Raw genomic sequence first — 21,139 nt, 5'->3', positions numbered from 1 at the left:
TTAAAGAAACAGACCACCCCGGAAATGGTTTGGTTTCACGCAGCAACCGATTCACAGAAGCGAACCCGCATTTCTATAAATCACAGGCACAAAAAAGGGCGACCGAAGTCGCCCTTTTTAATGATCAAGCAGAACTTAGTTCTGTTTGGCCATTGCCTGGCGCAGCAGTGCCGCCATGGTGGTGTCGCCAGCAGGAGCTTCTTCAGCCTTCAGGCTTTGGATAGCTTCTTTCTCTTCAGCATCGTCTTTCGACTTGATGGAGAGCTGGATTACGCGGCTCTTGCGATCAACGCTGATGATCTTGGCTTCTACTTCCTGGCCTTCTTTCAGAACGTTGCGCGCGTCTTCAACGCGGTCACGGCTGATTTCGGAGGCTTTCAAAGTCGCTTCGATATCGTCGGCCAGAACGATGATGGCGCCTTTGGCGTCAACTTCTTTCACAGTACCTTTAACGATTGCGCCTTTGTCGTTCTCTTGAACGTACTCGGAGAACGGATCGCTTTCCAGTTGCTTGATACCCAGGGAGATACGCTCACGCTCTGGGTCAACCGACAGGATAACGGTGTCCAGCTCGTCGCCCTTCTTGAAACGACGTACGGCTTCTTCGCCCACTTCGTTCCAGGAGATGTCGGACAGGTGAACCAGACCGTCGATGCCGCCGTCCAGACCAATGAAGATACCGAAATCGGTGATCGACTTGATGGTGCCGGAGATTTTATCGCCCTTGTTGAACTGGCCAGAGAAATCTTCCCATGGGTTAGATTTGCACTGTTTGATGCCCAGGGAGATACGACGACGCTCTTCGTCGATGTCCAGAACCATAACTTCCACTTCGTCGCCGACTTGTACGACTTTCGAAGGGTGGATGTTCTTGTTGGTCCAGTCCATTTCCGAAACGTGTACCAGACCTTCAACGCCTTCTTCCAGCTCAGCGAAGCAGCCGTAGTCGGTCAGGTTGGTTACACGAGCGGTAACGCGAGTGCTTTCTGGGTAACGAGCTTTGATAGCAACCCATGGATCTTCGCCCAGTTGCTTCAGGCCCAGGGAAACACGGTTGCGTTCGCGATCGTATTTCAGAACCTTAACGTCGATTTCGTCACCAACGTTGACGATCTCGGAAGGATGCTTGATGCGCTTCCAAGCCATGTCGGTGATGTGCAGCAGGCCGTCCACGCCACCCAGATCGACGAATGCGCCGTAATCGGTGAGGTTTTTGACGATACCTTTGACTTGCTGGCCTTCCTGCAGGGATTCCAGCAGAGCTTCACGCTCGGCGGAGTTCTCGGCTTCCAGGACGCTGCGACGGGAAACGACAACGTTGTTGCGCTTCTGGTCCAGCTTGATGACCTTGAATTCCAGCTCTTTGCCTTCCAGGTGCGTGGTGTCGCGCACTGGACGGACGTCAACCAGGGAACCTGGCAGGAACGCACGGATGCCGTTAACGTCGACAGTGAAGCCGCCTTTAACCTTACCGTTGATAACGCCCTTGACCACTTCCTCAGCTGCGAAGGCTGCTTCCAGAACGATCCAGCACTCAGCGCGCTTGGCTTTTTCACGGGACAGCTTGGTTTCACCGAAGCCGTCTTCAACCGAATCCAGAGCAACGTGAACTTCGTCACCGACATTGATAGTCAGATCGCCAGCGTCGTTGTAGAACTGCTCAAGCGGGATGAGTGCTTCAGACTTCAGGCCAGCGTGAACGGTTACCCAGCGAGCTTGGTAATCGATATCAACGATAACACCGGTGATGATGGAGCCTGCCTGAAGGTTCAGGGTTTTTAGGCTTTCTTCAAAGAGTTCCGCAAAGCTTTCGCTCATTTTAATTCCTGTAAATGAGGGCGAAGGATACGCCCATCTCCACACCCCAGACGGTGTGGGTTAGTTTCATATAGAAGAAGCGTCGCAGGACTATGACTGGTCCCCTGCGGCCTTCTTGGTCACCCGGCGATATCGCGAATGGCGATCTCGCTCATGATGCGTTCAAGCACCTGATCGATGGACAACTCCGTGGAATCCAGTTGTATGGCGTCAGCCGCCGGCTTAAGCGGGGCTACCGCTCGCTGGGTATCACGCTCGTCGCGTGCACGGATCTCATCTAGCAGACTCGACAGACTAACACCCTCGACTTTGCCCTTCAACTGCAAATATCGACGGCGCGCTCTCTCCTCGGCACTGGCGGTCAGGAAAATTTTCAGCGGTGCATCAGGAAAAACCACCGTACCCATGTCGCGACCGTCGGCAACCAGGCCCGGCGCTTCCTGAAAAGCGCGCTGGCGCTGCAGCAGCGCCTCGCGTACGGCCGGCAGTGCGGCCACTTGCGAAGCGCCGGAACCGACGCTTTCAGTGCGGATGACGTCGCTGACTTCGTCGCCTTCCAGAATGATCCGCTGCAACTGACCGTCGGTCGCCGCAATGAATTGCACATCCAGATGAGCGGCGAGTTTTTTCAGCAGCTCTTCATTGGTCAGGTCGACACCATGATTGTGCGCCGCAAACGCCAGCAGACGATAAAGCGCACCGGAGTCCAGCAGATTCCAGCCCAGACGCTTGGCCAGAATCCCGGCTACGGTGCCTTTGCCCGAGCCGCTTGGCCCATCAATGGTGATGACCGGTGCAATGTTTTTCACGACTGAGCCTCTTGTGCCACACGAATACCGACCTGCCCGCACAGTGCGAGGAAGTTGGGGAACGACGTCGCGACGTTGGCGCAATCATGGATGCGGATCGGTGCAGTAGCGCGCAGCGACGCCACACTGAATGCCATCGCGATACGGTGATCGCCATGACCATGCACTTCGCCGCCGCCAATCTGGCCGCCGTCGATGATGATGCCGTCCGGGGTCGGCTGGCATTTGACGCCCAGCGCCAATAAACCGTCTGCCATGACCTGAATGCGATCCGATTCCTTGACCCGCAGCTCTTCGGCGCCAGTCAGCACGGTGCGCCCTTCGGCACAGGCAGCGGCGACGAACAACACCGGGAATTCGTCGATCGCCAACGGGACCAGCTCTTCCGGAATCTCGATACCTTTGAGTTTAGCTGCCCGCACGCGCAGATCAGCCACAGGCTCGCCGCCGACTTCACGCTGATTTTCCAGAGTGATATCCGCGCCCATCAGGCGCAGGATGTCGATCACGCCGGTACGGGTCGGGTTGATGCCGACGTGCTCAAGCACCAGCTCCGAGCCTTCAGCGATCGAGGCCGCGACCAGGAAGAACGCCGACGACGAGATGTCACCCGGGACTTCGATGTGAGTGGCAGTCAGTTTTCCGCCGGATTCAACCGAAGCCGTAGCGCCGTCAACGCTCACCGGGTAGCCGAAGCCGCGCAGCATGCGCTCGGTGTGATCGCGAGTCGGGGCCGGCTCGGTCACAGTGGTCTTGCCTTCAGCGTAAAGACCGGCGAGCAGCAGGCAGGATTTCACCTGAGCACTGGCCATCGGCATGGTGTAGGTCAGGCCTTTGAGTTTGTGCCCGCCACGAATGGTCATCGGTGGACGACCTTCAGCAGCGGTTTCAATCACGGCGCCCATTTCACGCAGTGGATTGGCCACGCGATTCATCGGACGCTTGGACAGCGAGGCATCGCCGGTCAAAGTGCTGTCGAAGTTCTGCGCAGCCAACAGGCCGGACAGCAGACGCATCGAGGTACCGGAGTTACCCAGATAGATCGGGCCCGGCGCCGGTTTCAGACCGTGCAGGCCGACACCGTGAATGGTTACGCGGCCGTGGTGCGGCCCTTCGATGACGACGCCCATGTCGCGGAACGCTTGCAAGGTCGCCAGAGCGTCTTCGCCCTCAAGGAAGCCTTCGACTTCGGTGACGCCTTCGGCCAGCGAACCGAGCATGATCGAACGGTGGGAAATGGATTTGTCGCCTGGTACGCGAATCCGACCGGACAGGCGGCCACCAGGTTGAGCCAGGAAGATCAGATCGTTGGAATTCATAGCGTCCACATAGGCCCTGCGGGCCAGGATTTTACTGAAATGCTCGCGGGCAACCCGGGCGCGCGTAAAGACGCCCAACAATTGGTGCCCATCCCCTGCATCGACCGCGTCGCGCAAGGCGTCGAGGTCGCTGCGAAATGTATCGAGTGTGCGCAGAACAGCCTCGCGGTTAGCGAGGAAGATGTCGTGCCACATCACCGGGTCGCTTCCGGCGATTCTTGTGAAATCGCGGAAACCGCCCGCAGCGTAACGGAAGATCTCAAGATTTTCATTGCGCTTGGCCAACGAATCAACCAGGCCGAAGGCCAGCAAATGCGGCAAATGGCTGGTCGCAGCCAGCACTTCATCGTGTCGCTCGACCTGCATGTGCTCGACGTCGGCACCCAATTCGCGCCACAGACGATCAACCACCGCCAACGCAGCCGGATCGGTTTGCTCAAGTGGCGTGAGGATAACCTTGTGGCGACGGAACAGTTCGGCGTTGGAGGCTTCCACCCCACTCTGTTCGGAACCGGCAATCGGATGACCCGGCACGAAACGCGGCGGCATCGCGCCAAACGCTTCGGTGGCTGCGCGCACCACATTGCCTTTGGCGCTGCCGACATCAGTCAGAATCGCCTGCCCCAGATCCATGCCCGCCAACCGTGCGAGCACTTTTTCCATGGCCAGGATCGGCACCGCCAGTTGAATCACGTCAGCGCCCTGGCATGCAGCCGCCAAGTCATCTTCACAACGATCGACCACACCCAACTCGACCGCGAGCTTGCGCGATTGCGGATCGAGATCGACCCCGACCACTTCGCGGCAGATGCCGCTTTCACGCAAGCCTTTGGCAAACGAACCACCGATCAACCCCAGACCGACCACCACAAGGCGCCCGATCATAGGTGCAGCAGATTGCAGTGCAGTGACATCACCCACGAGCCAGAACCTTGCGCAGCGCTTCGAGGAAGCGGCTGTTTTCCGCCGGCAGACCGATGGTCACCCGCAGGTGGTTCGGCATGCCGTAGTTAGCCACCGGACGCACAATCACGCCTTCGCGCAGCAAGCCCTGGAAAATCGGGGCCGCGACCTGAGCGAGATCGACGCAGATAAAGTTGCCTTTGGATTCGATCCAGCTCAGGCCCAACTCACGGAAACCGGCCTGCAACTGCTGCATGCCCGCCTCGTTGAGTTGACGGCTTTGCGCCAGATATTCCTCATCCTTCAGCGCCGCACAGGCTGCCGCGAGGGCGAGACTGTTGACGTTGAACGGCTGGCGAACTCGGTTCAGCACATCAGCAACAACCGGAGTCGACAGACCGTAGCCAACACGCAATGCCGCCAGACCATAGGCCTTGGAGAACGTGCGCGATACCAGCAGATTCGGGTAAGCGGCAAGGAAATCCAGACCGTCCGGCAGATCGCTGCCTTCGGCGTATTCGATGTAAGCCTCGTCCAGCACTACCAGAACGTGCTCCGGAACATCCTGAAGGAATTCGTCCAGCGCTTCAGCGCCGAACCAGGTGCCGGTCGGGTTGTTCGGGTTGGCGATGAATACCACGCGGGTGTTGGCATCGATGGCCGCGAGCATCGCCGGCAGGTCATGCCCCCAATCCTTCGCCGGGACCACTTTGGCCTGGGCGCCGACCGCTTGAGTGGCGATCGGATACACCGCGAACGCGTGCTCACTGAACACCGCATTCAGGCCCGGCGCCAGATAGGCACGCGCGACCAACTCAAGAATGTCGTTGGAGCCGTTGCCCAAGGTAACCTGGTTCAGTTCGACACGGCATTGCTCGGCCAGCAGCGATTTCAATGCGAAACCGTTGCCGTCCGGATAACGAGTCAGCTCGGCCAGCTCTTCGCGGATCGCCGCCAAGGCTTTCGGGCTGGCACCCAACGGGTTTTCGTTGCTCGCCAGCTTGACGATTTTTGCCGGATCCAGATCCAGCTCGCGCGCCAGTTCGTCCACAGGCTTGCCCGGAACGTACGGCGAAAGTTGTTGCACGCCCGGCTGTGCCAGAGCGAGGAAGTTGCCACTCATTTGCTACCACCCCTTAGAGAACTGCTTTCGGGTAGGAACCCAGCACTTTGAGTGCTACTGCTTCCTGACTGATCTTTTCCAGCACACCCTTGATCAACGGATCACGGTGGTGGCCGACGAAGTCGATGAAGAACACGTAGGTCCATTTGCCGCTGCGCGAAGGACGCGTTTCGATACGGGTCAGGTCGATCCCGTTGTCGTGGAACGGCACCAGCAGCTCGTGGAGCGCGCCGGGCTTGTTGCTCATCGACACGATGATCGAAGTCTTGTCGTCGCCGGTCGGCGGCACTTCCTGGTTACCGATCATCAGGAAGCGCGTCGAGTTGTCGGGACGGTCTTCGATCTTCTCGGCCAGACGGGTCAGGCCATACAGCCCTGCGGCCATATCGCCGGCAATCGCCGCCGAGTTCCATTCGCCTTTGACCCGCTTGGCCGCTTCGGCGTTGCTGGAAACCGCCACGCGCTCGACATTCGGGTAATGCGCGTCCAGCCACTTGCGGCACTGAGCCAGCGACTGTGCGTGGGAATAGATGCGGCTGATGCTGTCGGTCTTGGTATTTTCACCGACCAACAAGTGATGGTGAATACGCAGCTCGACTTCGCCACAGATGACCATGTCGTGTTCGAGGAAGCTGTCCAGCGTGTGGTTGACCGCGCCCTCGGTGGAGTTTTCCACCGGCACCACGCCAAAATTCACCGCACCGGCCGCCACTTCACGGAACACTTCGTCGATCGCCGCCATTGGCTTGCTGATCACCGCGTGGCCGAAGTGCTTCATGGCCGCCGCTTGAGTGAAGGTGCCTTCAGGGCCGAGGTAAGCCACTTTCAGCGGCTGCTCCAGCGCCAGGCACGACGACATGATTTCGCGGAACAAACGCGCCATCTCTTCGTTGCCCAGCGGCCCCTGATTGCGCTCCATCACGCGTTTGAGCACCTGAGCTTCGCGCTCAGGACGATAGAACACCGGCACTTCGCCTTCGGCCAGCGAGGCCATCTTTACTCGCGCGACTTCCTGGGCGCAACGCGCACGCTCACTGATCAGCTCCATGACTTTAGTGTCCAGAGCGTCAATGCGAACGCGCAGTGCCTTGAGTTCTTGCTCGGACATCAGCCGTGTTCCTTCTCGAATTCAGCCATGTACGCCACCAGCGCGTTAACCGCAGTGATGTCGACGGCGTTATAGATGGAGGCGCGCATACCGCCCACGGAGCGGTGGCCCTTCAGATTGAGCAGGCCACGCTCTTCGGCACCGACGAGGAACGGCTTGTCCAGACGATCGTCAGCCAGACGGAACGGCACGTTCATCCACGAGCGGTCCGACTTGTTGATCGGGTTGCTGTAGAGGCCGCTGGCGTCGATGAAGTCGTACAGCGTGCGCTGCTTGACGTCATTCAGCTTGGCGATCGCTTCAACGCCGCCCTGCTCTTTCAGCCACTGGAACACCAGGCCGGACAGGTACCAGGCCAGGGTCGGCGGGGTGTTGTACATCGAGCCGTTATCGGCCGCGACTTTGTAATCGAGCATGGTCGGGCACAGCGAACGCGCCTTGCCCAGCAAGTCTTCGCGGATGATGTTGACGACGATGCCGCTCGGGCCGATGTTCTTCTGCGCGCCGGCGTAGATCATGCCGAAACGCGAGATGTCGACCGGGCGCGACAGAATGTCCGAAGACATGTCAGCTACCAGCGGCACGTCGCCGGTTTCCGGGATCCACTGGAACTCCAGACCGCCGATGGTTTCGTTCGGCGCGTAGTGAACGTAAGCAGCGTCTTTCGACAGGTTCCACTCGTTCTGGCCCGGGATAGCGAAATAGTCGTAAGGCTTGGCGGTGGCGGCAACGTTGACGTGACCGTAGCGCGAGGCTTCTTCAATGGCTTTCTGCGACCAGATACCCGTATCGATGTAGTCGGCCGAGCCGCCTTCAGGCAACAGGTTCAGTGGAATCTGCGCGAATTGCTGGCTGGCACCACCTTGCAGAAACAGCACTTTGTAGTTCGACGGGATATTCAGCAGGTCACGCAGATCCTGCTCGGCCTGGGTGGCAATGGACACGAACTCATCGCTGCGATGGCTCATTTCCATGACCGACAGACCCTTGCCGTGCCAATCAAGGAGTTCACCCTGGGCACGTTGCAGGACAGCTTCAGGAAGCGCCGCAGGACCGGCGCAGAAGTTAAAGGCTCGCTTGCTCACATCCAATCTCGCTCTGATTTGGTGGTATCACGCAATAAATCACACTACCGATCAACACGGCCCTGTGGGAGCGAGCCTGCTCGCGAATGCATCACCGCGGTGTGTCAGAGGTACCGCAGCGCCTGCATTCGCGAGCAGGCTCGCTCCCACAGGGGATCTCCATGATGTCGAAATTTCATACCGGACAAATAACAAGGGGGCGAATTCTCATCCGCCCCCTCGTTTGTCCGCTTATTCTTGCGGTTCTTCGTCTGCTGCGGCGTCGAGTTGCTGGTCTTCACCGGCATCGTCGTTGACGACAGTGCCTTCGAATTCCTCGCCCTCTTCACCTTCAAGCTCTTCACCTTCGACTTCCGAAGGCTCCTGAACCCGCTCCAGCCCGACCAGGGTTTCATCCTTGGCCAGCTTGATCAGCGTCACACCCTGAGTGTTACGACCCAGGCTCGACACTTCGTCGACACGGGTACGCACCAGAGTGCCCTGATCGGAGATCAGCATGATTTCTTCGCCATCCTGCACCTGAACCGCGCCGACCAGACGGCCATTACGTTCGTTGCTGACCATGGCGATTACGCCCTGACCGCCACGTTTGTATTCAGGGAACTCGGTGATCGCCGTGCGCTTGCCGTAGCCGCGCTCGGAAGCGGTGAGGATTTCGCTGCCTTCTTCCGGAATCAGCATGGAGATCAGCTTCTGCCCTTCCGGCAGACGCATACCACGTACACCGCGGGCAGTACGGCCCATGGCGCGAACTTCGGATTCCTTGAAGCGTGTCACTTTGCCGCCGTCGGAGAACAGCATGATTTCCTGCTCGCCATCGGTAATGGCAGCGGAGATCAGGATGTCACCTTCGTCCAGCTCCAGCGCGATCAGACCGACGCTACGCTGACGGCTGAAGGCCACCAACGGAGTTTTCTTCACGGTACCGTTGGCGGTCGACATGAAGATGAACGGGGCTTTCTTGCGGTCAGCAGCCTTGATACGCGCACGACGCTCTTCGTCGGTCTCGTTGCTGTTTTCGATGTCTTCTACATCAGCCTCAACGCCTTCGGCTTCTTCTTCATCAGCCTGACGCTTCATGGCTTCGAGATCGACCGGCAGCATGGTGGTGATGTATTCGCCTTCGCTCAACGGCAACAGATTGACCAGCGGACGACCACGGGCGGCGCGGGACGCTTCCGGAATCTCGTAGGTCTTGAGCCAATACACCTTGCCCTTGCTGGAGAACAGCAGCAGCGTGGTGTGGCTGTTGGCAACCAGCAGGTGAGCGATGTAGTCCTCATCCTTGACGCCGGTGGCCGACTTGCCTTTACCGCCACGACGCTGAGCCTGGTACGCAGCCAATGGCTGGGTCTTGGCGTAGCCACCGTGGGAGATGGTCACGACGCGCTCTTCTTCCGGGATCATGTCACCCAGGGTCAGGTCGAGACGGGCATCGAGAATTTCGGTGCGACGCACGTCGCCGTATTCGGCACGAATCACTTCCAGCTCTTCGCGGATCACTTCCATCAGGCGCACAGCGCTGTTGAGGATGCGGATCAGCTCGCCGATCTGATTGAGGATTTCTTGATACTCAGCCAGCAGTTTTTCGTGTTCCAGACCGGTCAGACGGTGCAGGCGCAGTTCCAGAATGGCTTGCGCCTGCTCTGGCGACAGGAAGTACTTGCCTTCGCGCAGACCGTATTGCGGGTCGAGGTTTTCCGGACGGCACGAATCGGCACCGGCACGTTCAACCATCGCGACCACTGCCGAGGATTCCCACGGCGTGCTGATCAGCGCTTCTTTCGCTTCCGAAGGGGTCGGCGAGGCTTTGATCAGGGCAATAACCGGGTCGATGTTCGACAGGGCAACGGCCTGGCCTTCGAGAATGTGGCCACGCTCACGCGCCTTGCGCAGTTCGAACACAGTACGGCGGGTAACGACTTCGCGACGGTGACGGACGAAGGCTTCCAGCAGATCCTTGAGGTTCAGGATGCGTGGGCGGCCATCGATCAGCGCAACGATGTTGATGCCGAATACCGACTGCAGCTGGGTCTGGGCGTAGAGGTTGTTGAGGATCACCTCAGGCACCTCGCCGCGACGCAGTTCGATCACGACGCGCATACCGTCCTTGTCGGACTCGTCGCGCAGTTCGGTGATGCCTTCGAGCTTCTTCTCTTTGACCAGCTCGGCGATCTTCTCGATCAGACGTGCCTTGTTCAGCTGGTACGGCAGTTCGGTGATGACGATCTGCTGACGGCCACCGACCTTGTCGATGTCTTCAATGATCGAGCGGGCACGCATGTAAATACGCCCGCGGCCGGTGCGGTAGGCTTCGATGATGCCAGCGCGACCGTTGATGATCGCGGCGGTCGGGAAGTCCGGACCGGGGATGTATTGCATCAGCTCATCGACGGTCAGCTCAGGGTTGTCGATGAGCGCCAGGCAACCGTCGATGACTTCACCGAGGTTGTGCGGCGGAATGTTGGTCGCCATGCCCACGGCGATACCGCTGGAGCCGTTGACCAGCAGGTTGGGAATACGGGTCGGCATGACCGCCGGGATCATTTCGGTGCCGTCGTAGTTCGGCACCCAGTCCACGGTTTCCTTGTGCAGGTCAGCCAGCAGCTCGTGCGCCAGCTTGGTCATGCGTACTTCGGTGTATCGCATGGCCGCAGCGTTGTCGCCGTCGACCGAACCGAAGTTGCCCTGACCGTCTACCAGCAGGTAGCGCAGGGAGAAAGGCTGAGCCATACGAACGATGGTGTCGTACACGGCAGTGTCACCGTGCGGGTGATACTTACCGATCACGTCGCCGACAACACGGGCAGATTTCTTGTACGGCTTGTTGAAGTCGTTGCCCAGCTCGCTCATCGCGAACAGTACGCGACGGTGCACGGGCTTGAGGCCATCGCGCGCATCCGGCAGTGCACGGCCGACGATCACGCTCATCGCGTAGTCGAGGTAGGACTGTTTCAGCTCGTCTTCGATATTGACCGGGAGGATTTCTTTGGCCAGTTCGCCCATGAGAAGCCTGATTCCTTTTTCTGGTGAAACTTCGTCATATCCATGTGGGAGCAACGAAGCTCGTCGGGGCAGGCCGAGTGCCATGCGCCGACTTACGACAAATCAACAATCTGAAGAGTGGATTTGCGCAGTAAAGACAGCTCCGTGGAGCTGCCTCGGAAAACGCCGGATGTTATCACAAAGGCCGCCACGCACCTATCCCCCTGATGCGCATGGAGCATAGTTAGTTGACCGGTGACAGGCTTAACGGGGACGAGAGAGGCTCAGAGCTTCTTTGAATGCAGAAATGGGGCTCGGTTTAGCGATGTTTATTGACATTTAGGGGCACAAACACCTGTAGGAGCTGCCGAAGGCTGCGATCTTTTGATCCTGACCTGTAAAAAGCAAGATCAAAAGATCGCAGCCTTCGGCAGCTCCTACATTGAGCAGGCCAGCATCAATGCAGGCGTTTGCGGCACATCAACTGGGCCATTTTCGCGGTGTCCGGGCGCTCGACAATGCCTTTTTCGGTAACGATCGCGTCAATGAGATCCGCCGGCGTCACGTCAAACACCGGGTTGAACGCTTCAACGTCCGCACCGACCCGCTTGCCGCCGACTTCCAGCAACTCGGCACCATCACGTTCTTCGATCGGGATGTCGTCACCGCTGGCCAGATTCATGTCGATGGTCGAACTCGGCGCCACCACCATGAAACGCACGCCGTGGTGCATGGCGTTGACTGCCAGTTGATAGGTGCCGATCTTGTTTGCCACGTCACCGTTGGCGGTGATGCGATCCGCACCGACGATCACCCAGGTCACACCCTTGGTTTTCATGATGTGCGCAGCGGCGGAGTCGGCATTCAGCGTCACCGGGATACCTTCGTTGGCGAGCTCCCACGCAGTCAGGCGCGAGCCCTGCAGCCATGGACGGGTTTCGTCGGCGTAAACACGTTCGACCATGCCTTCCAGATAAGCCGCACGAATCACCCCCAGCGCCGTGCCGAAACCGCCAGTGGCCAGCGCGCCTGTATTGCAGTGGGTCAGAATCGCCTGAGCATTGCCCTGGTGCTTTCGAATCAGGTCGACGCCGAGTTGCGCCATGGTCAGGTTGGCTTCGCGGTCGCTTTCGTGAATGGCGACGGCTTCGGCCTCCAGCGCCGCCAGCGGATCGGCGTTTTCCTTCAGGCGGTCGAGGCGATCGTGCATGCGACCCAAGGCCCAGAACAGATTGACCGCTGTCGGACGAGAATCCGCCAGCAAGGCGAAATCCTCTTCCAACGCCGCGTACCAGTCACCACCTTCAGCAATCCGCGTGCGCGCCGCGAGCACGATGCCATAGGCCGCACTGATGCCGATGGCCGGTGCGCCACGCACCACCATCGAGCGAATCGCCTCAGCCACGCCGGCGGCGCTGGTGTAGGCAATCCACGTTTCTTCGAACGGCAAAATACGCTGATCCAGCAGGTGCAGCGCGCCGTCTCGCCAATCGATGGCCTTCACTTTCTCCGCAGCCAACAGTCGATCGCGCATCCCACACCCCGCACTCATGAACAAAAGCCGCCGATTATAGCGATCCCCCCGCGAAGACGCTCGGGTATACTTCGCCATCCTTTACAAAAGCACTGGAACCGACCCTCGATGCCGAAACCTGCCATTGCGCTCGACTTATTATTGCTGCCGACCTGGCTGGTACCCGTCGAACCCGCTGGCATTGTGCTCAAGGAGCATGGCCTGGGCATCCGCGACGGTCGCATCGTGTTTATCGGCCCGCGCGCCGAAGCATTGAAGTGTAACGCCACGGAAATCCGCGAACTGCCGGATGTGCTGCTCGCCCCCGGCCTGATCAACGCTCATGGTCACGCGGCGATGACACTGTTCCGTGGCCTGGCCGATGATCTGCCGCTGATGACCTGGCTGGAAAACCACATCTGGCCGGCCGAGGCCAAATGGGTCGATGAAGCTTTCGTCCGTGACGGCACCGATCTGGCCATTGCCGAGCAGATCAAGGGCGGCATCACTTGCTTCTCGGACATGTATTTCTTTCCGAAAGTCGCCAGCGAACGCGTGCATAACAGCGGCATTCGCGCGCAAATCGCGATTCCGATCCTTGATTTCCCGATTCCGGGCGCCAGCAGTGCAGATGAAGCCATTCGTCAGGGCGTCGAGTTGTTCGGCGACTTGAAGCATCACGAACGGATCAAGATCACCTTTGGCCCTCATGCACCGTACACCGTCGGCGACGAGAACCTGGAGAAAATCCGCGTGATTGCCGAGGAACTGGACGCCTCGATCCACATGCACGTTCACGAAACCGCGTTCGAAGTTCAGCAGTCACTGGAGCAGCGCGGCGAACGTCCGCTGGCGCGCCTCGGCCGCCTCGGTCTGCTCGGCCCGCGCTTCCAGGCCGTGCACATGACTCAGATCAGCGAGGATGACCTGGCGTTGCTGGTAGAAAGCAACACCAACGTGATTCATTGCCCGGAATCCAACCTGAAACTCGCCAGCGGCTTCTGCCCGGTCGAGCGTTTGTGGCAGGCTGGGGTGAATGTCGCGGTCGGCACCGATGGCGCCGCCAGCAATAACGATCTGGATCTACTCGGCGAAACCCGCACCGCCGCCCTGCTGGCCAAAGCCGTCGCCGGCTCCGCCACCGCGCTGGACGCTCATCGGGCACTGCGCATGGCCACCCTGAATGGCGCGCGCGCACTGGGGATCGAGACGCAAGTCGGTTCACTGGAAATAGGCAAAGCCGCCGACATCGTCGCTTTCGACCTGTCCGGCCTGGCGCAGCAACCGGTGTACGACCCGGTTTCGCAGCTTATCTATGCCACCGGTCGCGATTGCGTGAAACACCTGTGGGTCGCCGGCAAACAACTGCTCGACGACCGCCGCCTGACACGACTGGACGAAGAGCAACTGGGCGCCACTGCCCGGGCCTGGGGCCAGCGCATCAGCGGCCACACCGAATCGTAAACGCCCGGGCGCAAACGCCTGGGCTACAGCCTTTTTTCAAGTTTCAGAGGATTTAACATGAGCAACGTCGACCACGCCGAAATCGCCAAATTCGAAGCCCTGGCCCATCGCTGGTGGGACCGCGAAAGCGAATTCAAACCACTGCACGACATCAACCCGCTGCGGGTCAACTGGATTGACGAGCGGGTCAATCTGGCCGGCAAGAAAGTCCTCGACGTCGGTTGCGGCGGCGGCATCCTCAGCGAAGCCATGGCCCAGCGTGGCGCCACCGTAATGGGCATCGACATGGGCGAAGCGCCACTGGCAGTCGCGCAACTGCATCAGCTGGAATCCGGCGTCAGCGTCGAATACCGCCAGATCACCGCCGAAGCCCTGGCCGAAGAAATGCCCGAGCAGTTCGACGTGGTGACCTGTCTGGAAATGCTTGAGCACGTACCTGATCCATCGTCGGTGATCCGCGCCTGCTTCCGCATGGTCAAGCCCGGCGGCCAGGTGTTCTTCTCGACCATCAACCGCAACCCGAAGGCGTACCTGTTCGCCATCATCGGCGCCGAATACATCATGAAGCTGCTGCCGCGCGGCACCCATGACTTCAAGAAATTCATTCGCCCGTCCGAGCTGGGCGCCTGGAGCCGCATGGCCGGCCTGACCGTCAAGGACATCATCGGCCTGACCTACAACCCGCTGACCAAGCACTACAAACTGGCCAACGACGTTGACGTCAACTACATGATCCAGACCCTGCGCGAGGAATAAGCCGATGGCCATCAGAGCAGTTCTTTTCGACATGGACGGCACCCTGCTCGACACGGCGCCGGACTTCATCGCCATCTGTCAGGCGATGCGCGCGGATCGCGGCTTGCCGCCGATCAACGACAAGCACATCCGCGACGAGATTTCCGGCGGCGCCAAGGCCATGGTCGCGGTGACGTTCTCGATGGACCCGGAGTCGCCGGGCTTCGAAGAACTGCGTCTGGAGTTCCTCGAGCGCTATCTGGTCGGTTGCGCCGTACACAGCAAGCTGTTCGACGGCATGGGCGAACTGCTCGCCGACATCGAGAAGGCCAACCTGATCTGGGGCGTGGTGACCAACAAGCCGTTGCGCTTTGCCGAGCCGATCATGCAACAGTTGGGACTGTCCGAGCGTTCGGCGCTGCTGATCTGCCCGGATCACGTGAAAAACAGCAAGCCGGATCCGGAGCCGTTGATCCTTGCATGCAAAATGCTTGATCTGGATCCGGCGACGGTTCTGTTTGTCGGCGATGATCTGCGCGATATCGAATCGGGGCGCGATGCCGGTACGAAAACGGCGGCGGTGACATTTGGCTACATTCACCCGGACGACAACCCGCGGCATTGGGGCGCGGACGTGGTGGTGGACCATCCGTCGGAGTTGCGCAAGGTGCTCGATAGCGCGCTTTGCAGCTGCTGATCAACGTCAAAAGATCGCAGCCTGCGGCAGCTCCTCCAGAACAGTGATCATTTGTAGGAGCTGCCGCAGGCTGCGATCTTTTAGCTATTAATGGATTGTGAGGTTTTTATGTTTGATTATTCCGCTCGTCCCGAATTGCTCAAGGATCGGGTCATTCTGGTCACCGGTGCCGGTCGTGGCATTGGCGCGGCTGCGGCGAAAACCTACGCCGCCCATGGCGCTACGGTATTGCTGCTGGGCAAGACCGAGGCCAATCTGGCGCAGGTGTATGACGAGATCGAAGCTGCCGGGCATCCGCAACCGGCGGTTATTCCGTTCAACCTGGAAACCGCCCTGCCCCATCAGTACGATGAACTGGCCGCGATGATCGAGACCGAGTTCGGCCACCTCGACGGTTTGCTGCACAACGCTTCGATCATCGGCCCACGCACGCCGATCGAGCAGTTGTCCGGCGAAAACTTCATGCGCGTCATGCAGGTCAACGTCAACGCCATGTTCATGCTGACCAGCACCCTGCTGCCGCTGCTCAAGCTGTCACAAGACGCCTCGGTGGTGTTCACCTCCAGCAGCGTCGGCCGCAAGGGTCGGGCGTACTGGGGCGCCTATGGCGTGTCGAAGTTCGCCACCGAAGGCCTGATGCAAACCCTGGCCGATGAAGTTGACGGTGTGGCGCCAGTTCGCTCCAACAGCATCAACCCGGGCGGCACCCGCACCAGCATGCGCGCACAAGCCTATCCGGGCGAAAACCCGCTGAACAATCCGACACCGGAAGAAATCATGCCGGTCTACCTGTACCTGATGGGCCCGGACAGCACCGGCATCAACGGTCAGGCGTTCAACGCGCAATAACTGCCATACGTCGCATTTGTTGCCGCGGCAGATTCCTGTCGCGGCATGCATTTGCCGCCCGAGAGCGTCACAATCCAGTCAATTTTCCAGCACCCACCTCCCACCTTCAAAGCCAACCCATTGATTGCAAACGGTTTAAATAAAACCGAACCGAATGGCACGACTTTCGCTCTAATTTCCCTCAAAGCAAGCCGCGTGAAGGCAATGGGGCGAAGCCGATTTCGATAGCTGACTAATCGTCATCCGGCAGACTAGACTTACGCCAAACGTCCTACGGGACTGATGGATCAGTATGACGCGCAGCCCATAGCCGCTCTCACCCAGCCTGTAAGACGGACTTACCGCTAAGGGTTCACGCCATATGAAATCACCCTCCCAGACCAATGCAATTGACTTTGACAGTGCCAAATTGCAACGCCTGGGCTTTGGTCAACTGCCTCCCCTTCTGGAGCGACCGGCCAGCCTGGCGCAATTGCGCCAGCAAATGAGCCTGCAACTGCAGACCAGCCTTGAGCCGCAACGCATCCTCGGTCTGTTTTTCCGCGAAGTTCAGCGCCTTGTGCCGCTGGACGCGCTCAGTTACGTGCACCAGGGCAGCGATTTGCGCCTGGAGTTCGGCACCCGCGGCCACCATTCGATCAGCTATAGCCTCAGTCACGAAGGCGAGCACATGGGTGAACTGATATTCCGCCGCAATCAGCGCTTCAACGAACAGGACCAGGGCAACCTTGAATCGCTGTTGTCGTCGCTGCTGTACCCGATGCGCAATGCTTTGCTCTACCGCGCCGCCACACAGAGCGCCCTGCGTGATCCGTTGACCGGCGCCGGCAACCGTATCGCCATGGAGCAGACCTTGCAGCGCGAGATCGACATGTCGCGTCGGCATGTGCAGCCGCTCTCGGTGCTGATGCTCGACATCGATCACTTCAAACGGGTCAACGACAGCCATGGTCACAGCGCCGGCGATGACGTACTAAAAGCCATCGCCGCGACCATCAAGGCGCAACTGCGCAACGTCGACATGGTGTTTCGTTACGGTGGTGAAGAGTTTTTGGTGCTGCTGTCCAATACCAGCCGGGATGCGGCGGCAATGGTCGGCGAACGTCTGCGTTATGCGACGCAGGCAGCTGAATATTATGCGGACGGGCAGTTGATCGAATTGACTGTGAGCCTGGGATGTTCGACGTTGTTGCCGGGCGAATCGGCCGACAGCTTGCTGCGCCGCGCTGACAGTGCGTTGTATGTGGCCAAGCGTGAAGGTCGCAACCGGTTGGCGATGGCGGGCTAAGGCTTTCCAACCAACACAAAACAGTGTGGGAGCGAGCCTGCTCGCGAATGCAATCTGACATTCAACCATGAGTTGACTGACGGACCGCTTTCGCGAGCAGGCTCGCTCCCACATTGGTTTTGCGTTAAGCCGAAATCAGCTCTCGACTACGGCCCTGCGCTCTCGGTTGACCAACAAGCGTTCCGACGTCTCAAGCTGCATACAACGCTCCAGAAACAGATACATGTAGTCGTAGCTCTTGCACACAGCCTGACGCAGTTCGGTTTGCAATGCCTTGCTCGGGTTCATCCCGGCCAGGGTGCAGATGATTTCCAGCGCTTCCCAAGGGTGAGCATCGTCGTACTGGGCATGCATCTTCAACCACTTCATCGCGCGCTTGCGATCCTCTTCGGGAAACGCTGCGGCGTACACGCCGGTGGAGCAGACCAGCGCCGACCACTCCCCGGTCGCGCCTTCGATGGCATAGTTGGTAGCGGCGATGGCCACAATCAGTGAGTCGGCTGAACTGGTGTGCCAGCACCAATGACTCAAGGCATGCAGTTCCGGCGGCACTTGCTGGGCCTGAAGGTCTTCCAGACTGACGCCATGGGCACGACTCCAATGCACCCAGTAATCGGCGTGATTGAGTTCAACGCGGATATTGCGCATCAGCCAGCGCCGCGCCATGTCTTCGCCCGGGTGACGGGCAAATCTGGTTTTGGTGAGGTTCTGCGCCATGTACAACGCAAACTGCTCAACCACCGGCCAGCCCCCGATCAGGTACTGACGCATGGTTCTGGCGCTGAGTTTGTTATCACGCATGCGCAGGTAAAGTTCATGTTCGACAACCCGGCGCTTGCTCTCGCTGCAATCCTCAATGAGCTGTTGTGCCCATTCTGGATAACTTGCAGCTTCCATGAGTGGTCCGGTTCGGTTGAATGTGTCGATCACTGTTCGGCTCCTTTTGATTTGTGATTGTAAGGATCGGCGAGAGACTTCAACGGAACGTGCCAGGCGCTTTGAATAACAGCGGTTGCGGTCTGGCGGGCCGACTTTGCAAACTGTCACAGGTAAACAACTGTGGGCGTTCTATAACATAACCCTGAGCGTAATCCACACCAATCTCAAGCAACGCCTGCTCGATCTGGGTTGTTTCAACAAACTCGGCAATTGTCTGCTTACCCATGACATGCCCGATGTGATTGATCACTTCGACCATTGCGCGGTTAATCGGGTCGTCCAGCATATCCTTTACGAAACTCCCGTCGATCTTCAGGAAGTCTACAGGCAAATGTTTCAGATAAGCGAACGAAGACATTCCGGCACAAAAGTCATCTAACGAAAAGTAGCAACCTAACCCTTTGAGTTCATTAATAAATCTTATTGCGCTGCCCAGATTTGCAATTGCACTGGTTTCTGTAATTTCAAAACAAATCATTTCAGGCGGTATTGCATAGTTAACAAACTGCTCGCGCAGAAAGTGCAAAAACGCGTCATCTCCTATAGTAATGCCTGACAGATTAATCGCACACATTGCTAATGGCTCTTGATGTTCTTGCGCAATACATTGAGCAATAACCTTGAATACGTTCTGAACTACCCAACGATCCAGTTGACTCATCAAACCATAGCGCTCGGCAGCGGGAATGAAACTGTCCGGCAGGATCATCCGTCCGGCTTCATCATGCAGACGCAGCAGAATCTCGATGTGCCCACCCTTGTTGTCGCCCGGTTTGAGCGGGGCGATTTCCTGGGCGTACAGACAAAAACGGTTTTCCTCCAGCGCCATGTGCAGACGCTGTACCCAGGCCATTTCGCCAAAGCGCAGCGACAGCTCGGAATCGTCGGCGTGATAGACCTGCACACGGTTGCGGCCTTTCTCCTTGGCCATGTAACAGGCCATATCGGCCGCACGCAGTGAGGCTTCGAGGGTCGTCGGGGTTTGTGCGATATGCACCAGACCAATGCTCACAGTGGTCAGGAACGGCCGCCCCTTCCAGACAAAATGCAGATTCTGCACAGTCTGGCGCAGCGCCTCGGCAATCTTCTCCGCCGCGTCCGGTGCGCAGTTCTCCAGCAAAATTCCGAACTCATCACCCCCGAGTCGTGCCAGCGTGTCCCCCTCGCGCAACCCTGATTGCAGCAGCGTGCAAATGTGCCGCAACAACTCATCACCGGCGGCGTGACCACAGGTGTCGTTGACCAGTTTGAATTGATCGAGATCGAGGAACATCAGCGCATGCCGACCGGAATGGCGCGTGAGGTTGTGCAGTGCCTGCTCCAGGCGATATTCGAACTCGCGGCGGTTGGCCAGTCCGGTCAGCGCATCATGGGTGGCCTGCCACGACAGATTGGCGATGTATTGCCGCTCCTGAGTCATGTCGTGCAGCACCAGCACCGTACCGCTGACCTTGCCGGCATTGCGGATCGGTGCGCCGACCAGCGTCACCGACAACGTCGTGCCATCCAGGCGCTGGATCAGTTTCGAATGCTCGCTGCCGCCACTGAGCTGGCCACTGAGAATGTGCTCGATCAGCGTCAGGCCTTCGGCCTGGGCATTGTCGTCGAGCAAATTGAATAGCGCTGCCAGCGGCAGCCCGGCCGCCTGCTCGGCTTTCCAGTGGGTCATGGCTTCGGCAGCTGGGTTCATGTAATCGATGGCGCCGCTGACATCGGTGGTGATGACGCCATCACCGATCGAATGCAGCGTGACGTGCGCCCGATCTTTCTCCAGTTGCAGCGCCTCGGCAAAGGCGTGACGCTGCTTGAGCAGTTTGTGTGTGCGCCACAAGGCCAGAACGATCAACCCCAGCGCCGTGGCCAGGTTGGTGAACAGCAGCAGACGCATGATCATTCGCGAGCCTTCGCCCAAGGCATCGCTGAAAGCCTTCGCTGCTGGGGTGACGCCGTCATTGATGGCGAAAATCCGTGCCTTCCAGCGCTGGATATCAGCGCTGCTGGCGGTGTTATCTGAAATGCTGCGGTGCATCTCCTGCGCCACGTCATCCAGCTCGACCAGATAGGCGTCACCGACGGTCCAGCGATCGATGGCGGTTTCCAGATAACTGAAATGGCGGAAGTTGAGGTATAGCCAGATCAGGCTGGAGACGTCGTCCGGGTGGTTGCCGCCCTTGAGAATACCTTCGCGCGCAGCGGCCAGATCCGGCGGTTGATGATCCAGCGCCAGACGCAACTGATGCCCGCCTTGCGGCACGGCAATCGCGTTGCGGTATTTGAGCAAAATGGCCTCGTCGCGGCTATCGGCATACAGATTGAGGTAGTAGATCGCGTCTTTCTGACCCTTGGACCAGAGGCTTTCACCGGCGACGTAACCGCGAACGGCCGAGAGCACGTAAAGACTCACGCCGCCCAATAACGCTTGAAATAACACGACGGCAATAAATGGCCACACGATGCCCAACAACCGTGGCGTTCCGAGAGTCCGCTTTTGCTTCATGAGATCC

General features: G+C 58.9%; 15 protein-coding genes. 5 read left to right on the top strand and 10 right to left on the bottom strand.

Annotation, left to right across the window (positions count from 1 at the left end):
- Positions 1–135: 135 nt before the first annotated feature.
- The 8 genes from rpsA to mtnA form a co-directional block, all read right to left on the bottom strand.
- Complete coding sequence (gene rpsA / locus ACI514_RS03905; protein WP_007908431.1) at positions 136–1,818, bottom strand: 30S ribosomal protein S1; 1,683 nt, start codon at positions 1,816–1,818, stop codon at positions 136–138.
- 119 nt (positions 1,819–1,937) lie between these two features.
- Positions 1,938–2,627, bottom strand: a complete 690-nt coding sequence (gene cmk, locus ACI514_RS03900) for a (d)CMP kinase (protein WP_015093983.1) — start codon at positions 2,625–2,627, stop codon at positions 1,938–1,940.
- Entirely contained in the window at positions 2,624–4,831 is a 2,208-nt protein-coding gene (locus ACI514_RS03895; RefSeq protein WP_405124195.1) for a bifunctional prephenate dehydrogenase/3-phosphoshikimate 1-carboxyvinyltransferase, read from the bottom strand. Before ACI514_RS03895 ends, cmk begins: the two co-directional genes overlap by 4 nt.
- A gap of 28 nt (positions 4,832–4,859) precedes the next feature.
- Positions 4,860–5,972: a histidinol-phosphate transaminase gene (gene hisC, locus ACI514_RS03890; RefSeq protein ID WP_401047956.1), complete on the bottom strand. Its 1,113-nt coding sequence runs from the start codon at positions 5,970–5,972 to the stop codon at positions 4,860–4,862.
- A gap of 13 nt (positions 5,973–5,985) precedes the next feature.
- The gene (gene pheA, locus ACI514_RS03885; RefSeq protein ID WP_007908404.1) at positions 5,986–7,080 is read right to left on the bottom strand and encodes a prephenate dehydratase; all 1,095 of its coding nucleotides are present in this window, start codon (positions 7,078–7,080) and stop codon (positions 5,986–5,988) included.
- A complete protein-coding gene (gene serC, locus ACI514_RS03880; protein WP_160058957.1) occupies positions 7,080–8,165 on the bottom strand; it encodes a 3-phosphoserine/phosphohydroxythreonine transaminase in 1,086 nt (361 codons plus the stop codon). Before serC ends, pheA begins: the two co-directional genes overlap by 1 nt.
- A 231-nt stretch (positions 8,166–8,396) precedes the next feature.
- The gene (gyrA, locus tag ACI514_RS03875; RefSeq protein ID WP_405123115.1) at positions 8,397–11,171 is read right to left on the bottom strand and encodes a DNA gyrase subunit A; all 2,775 of its coding nucleotides are present in this window, start codon (positions 11,169–11,171) and stop codon (positions 8,397–8,399) included.
- A gap of 436 nt (positions 11,172–11,607) precedes the next feature.
- The gene (gene mtnA / locus ACI514_RS03870; protein ID WP_405123114.1) at positions 11,608–12,684 is read right to left on the bottom strand and encodes an S-methyl-5-thioribose-1-phosphate isomerase; all 1,077 of its coding nucleotides are present in this window, start codon (positions 12,682–12,684) and stop codon (positions 11,608–11,610) included.
- 108 nt (positions 12,685–12,792) lie between these two features.
- Between mtnA and ACI514_RS03865 the strand changes: the two genes are divergently transcribed.
- From ACI514_RS03865 to ACI514_RS03845, 5 genes are all read left to right on the top strand, one after another.
- The gene (locus ACI514_RS03865; protein ID WP_405123113.1) at positions 12,793–14,127 is read left to right on the top strand and encodes a TRZ/ATZ family hydrolase; all 1,335 of its coding nucleotides are present in this window, start codon (positions 12,793–12,795) and stop codon (positions 14,125–14,127) included.
- A gap of 57 nt (positions 14,128–14,184) precedes the next feature.
- On the top strand, positions 14,185–14,883 hold the full coding sequence (gene ubiG / locus ACI514_RS03860; protein ID WP_007908399.1) for a bifunctional 2-polyprenyl-6-hydroxyphenol methylase/3-demethylubiquinol 3-O-methyltransferase UbiG: 699 nt from the start codon (positions 14,185–14,187) through the stop codon (positions 14,881–14,883).
- A 4-nt stretch (positions 14,884–14,887) separates the two neighbouring features.
- Positions 14,888–15,559, top strand: coding sequence for an N-acetylmuramic acid 6-phosphate phosphatase MupP (gene mupP / locus ACI514_RS03855; protein ID WP_160058960.1), 672 nt, complete (start codon positions 14,888–14,890; stop codon positions 15,557–15,559).
- 108 nt (positions 15,560–15,667) lie between these two features.
- The gene (locus tag ACI514_RS03850) at positions 15,668–16,408 is read left to right on the top strand and encodes a YciK family oxidoreductase (protein ID WP_160058961.1); all 741 of its coding nucleotides are present in this window, start codon (positions 15,668–15,670) and stop codon (positions 16,406–16,408) included.
- A gap of 361 nt (positions 16,409–16,769) precedes the next feature.
- On the top strand, positions 16,770–17,696 hold the full coding sequence (locus ACI514_RS03845; RefSeq protein ID WP_077574025.1) for a GGDEF domain-containing protein: 927 nt from the start codon (positions 16,770–16,772) through the stop codon (positions 17,694–17,696).
- 135 nt (positions 17,697–17,831) lie between these two features.
- Here ACI514_RS03845 and ACI514_RS03840 read toward each other — a convergent pair whose 3' ends face one another.
- Together ACI514_RS03840 and ACI514_RS03835 are read right to left on the bottom strand one after the other, a co-directional pair.
- Positions 17,832–18,593 (bottom strand): TenA family transcriptional regulator, encoded by a 762-nt coding sequence (locus ACI514_RS03840; protein WP_405123112.1) that lies wholly within the window; start codon positions 18,591–18,593, stop codon positions 17,832–17,834.
- Between the two features lie 79 nt (positions 18,594–18,672).
- Complete coding sequence (locus ACI514_RS03835) at positions 18,673–21,132, bottom strand: EAL domain-containing protein (protein WP_160058963.1); 2,460 nt, start codon at positions 21,130–21,132, stop codon at positions 18,673–18,675.
- Positions 21,133–21,139: the final 7 nt, after the last annotated feature.

Source organism: Pseudomonas sp. M20, assembly GCF_045037865.1.
Lineage (GTDB): Bacteria > Pseudomonadota > Gammaproteobacteria > Pseudomonadales > Pseudomonadaceae > Aquipseudomonas.
Note: the sequence above shows the minus strand (reverse complement) of the source record. Positions and strands in the feature narration are given on the sequence as shown.

Excerpts from the sequence above, each read along its gene's own strand:
- gyrA (WP_405123115.1), bottom strand. The coding sequence starts at position 11,171 with ATGGGCGAACTGGCCAAAGAAATCCTCCCGGTCAATATCGAAGACGAG.
- ACI514_RS03845 (WP_077574025.1), top strand. The coding sequence starts at position 16,770 with ATGAAATCACCCTCCCAGACCAATGCAATTGACTTTGACAGTGCCAAA.
- ACI514_RS03850 (WP_160058961.1), top strand. The coding sequence starts at position 15,668 with ATGTTTGATTATTCCGCTCGTCCCGAATTGCTCAAGGATCGGGTCATT.
- mupP (WP_160058960.1), top strand. The coding sequence starts at position 14,888 with ATGGCCATCAGAGCAGTTCTTTTCGACATGGACGGCACCCTGCTCGAC.
- rpsA (WP_007908431.1), bottom strand. The coding sequence starts at position 1,818 with ATGAGCGAAAGCTTTGCGGAACTCTTTGAAGAAAGCCTAAAAACCCTG.
- hisC (WP_401047956.1), bottom strand. The coding sequence starts at position 5,972 with ATGAGTGGCAACTTCCTCGCTCTGGCACAGCCGGGCGTGCAACAACTT.
- pheA (WP_007908404.1), bottom strand. The coding sequence starts at position 7,080 with ATGTCCGAGCAAGAACTCAAGGCACTGCGCGTTCGCATTGACGCTCTG.
- ubiG (WP_007908399.1), top strand. The coding sequence starts at position 14,185 with ATGAGCAACGTCGACCACGCCGAAATCGCCAAATTCGAAGCCCTGGCC.
- ACI514_RS03835 (WP_160058963.1), bottom strand. The coding sequence starts at position 21,132 with ATGAAGCAAAAGCGGACTCTCGGAACGCCACGGTTGTTGGGCATCGTG.
- mtnA (WP_405123114.1), bottom strand. The coding sequence starts at position 12,684 with ATGCGCGATCGACTGTTGGCTGCGGAGAAAGTGAAGGCCATCGATTGG.
- ACI514_RS03840 (WP_405123112.1), bottom strand. The coding sequence starts at position 18,593 with ATGGAAGCTGCAAGTTATCCAGAATGGGCACAACAGCTCATTGAGGAT.
- ACI514_RS03895 (WP_405124195.1), bottom strand. The coding sequence starts at position 4,831 with ATGATCGGGCGCCTTGTGGTGGTCGGTCTGGGGTTGATCGGTGGTTCG.
- ACI514_RS03865 (WP_405123113.1), top strand. The coding sequence starts at position 12,793 with ATGCCGAAACCTGCCATTGCGCTCGACTTATTATTGCTGCCGACCTGG.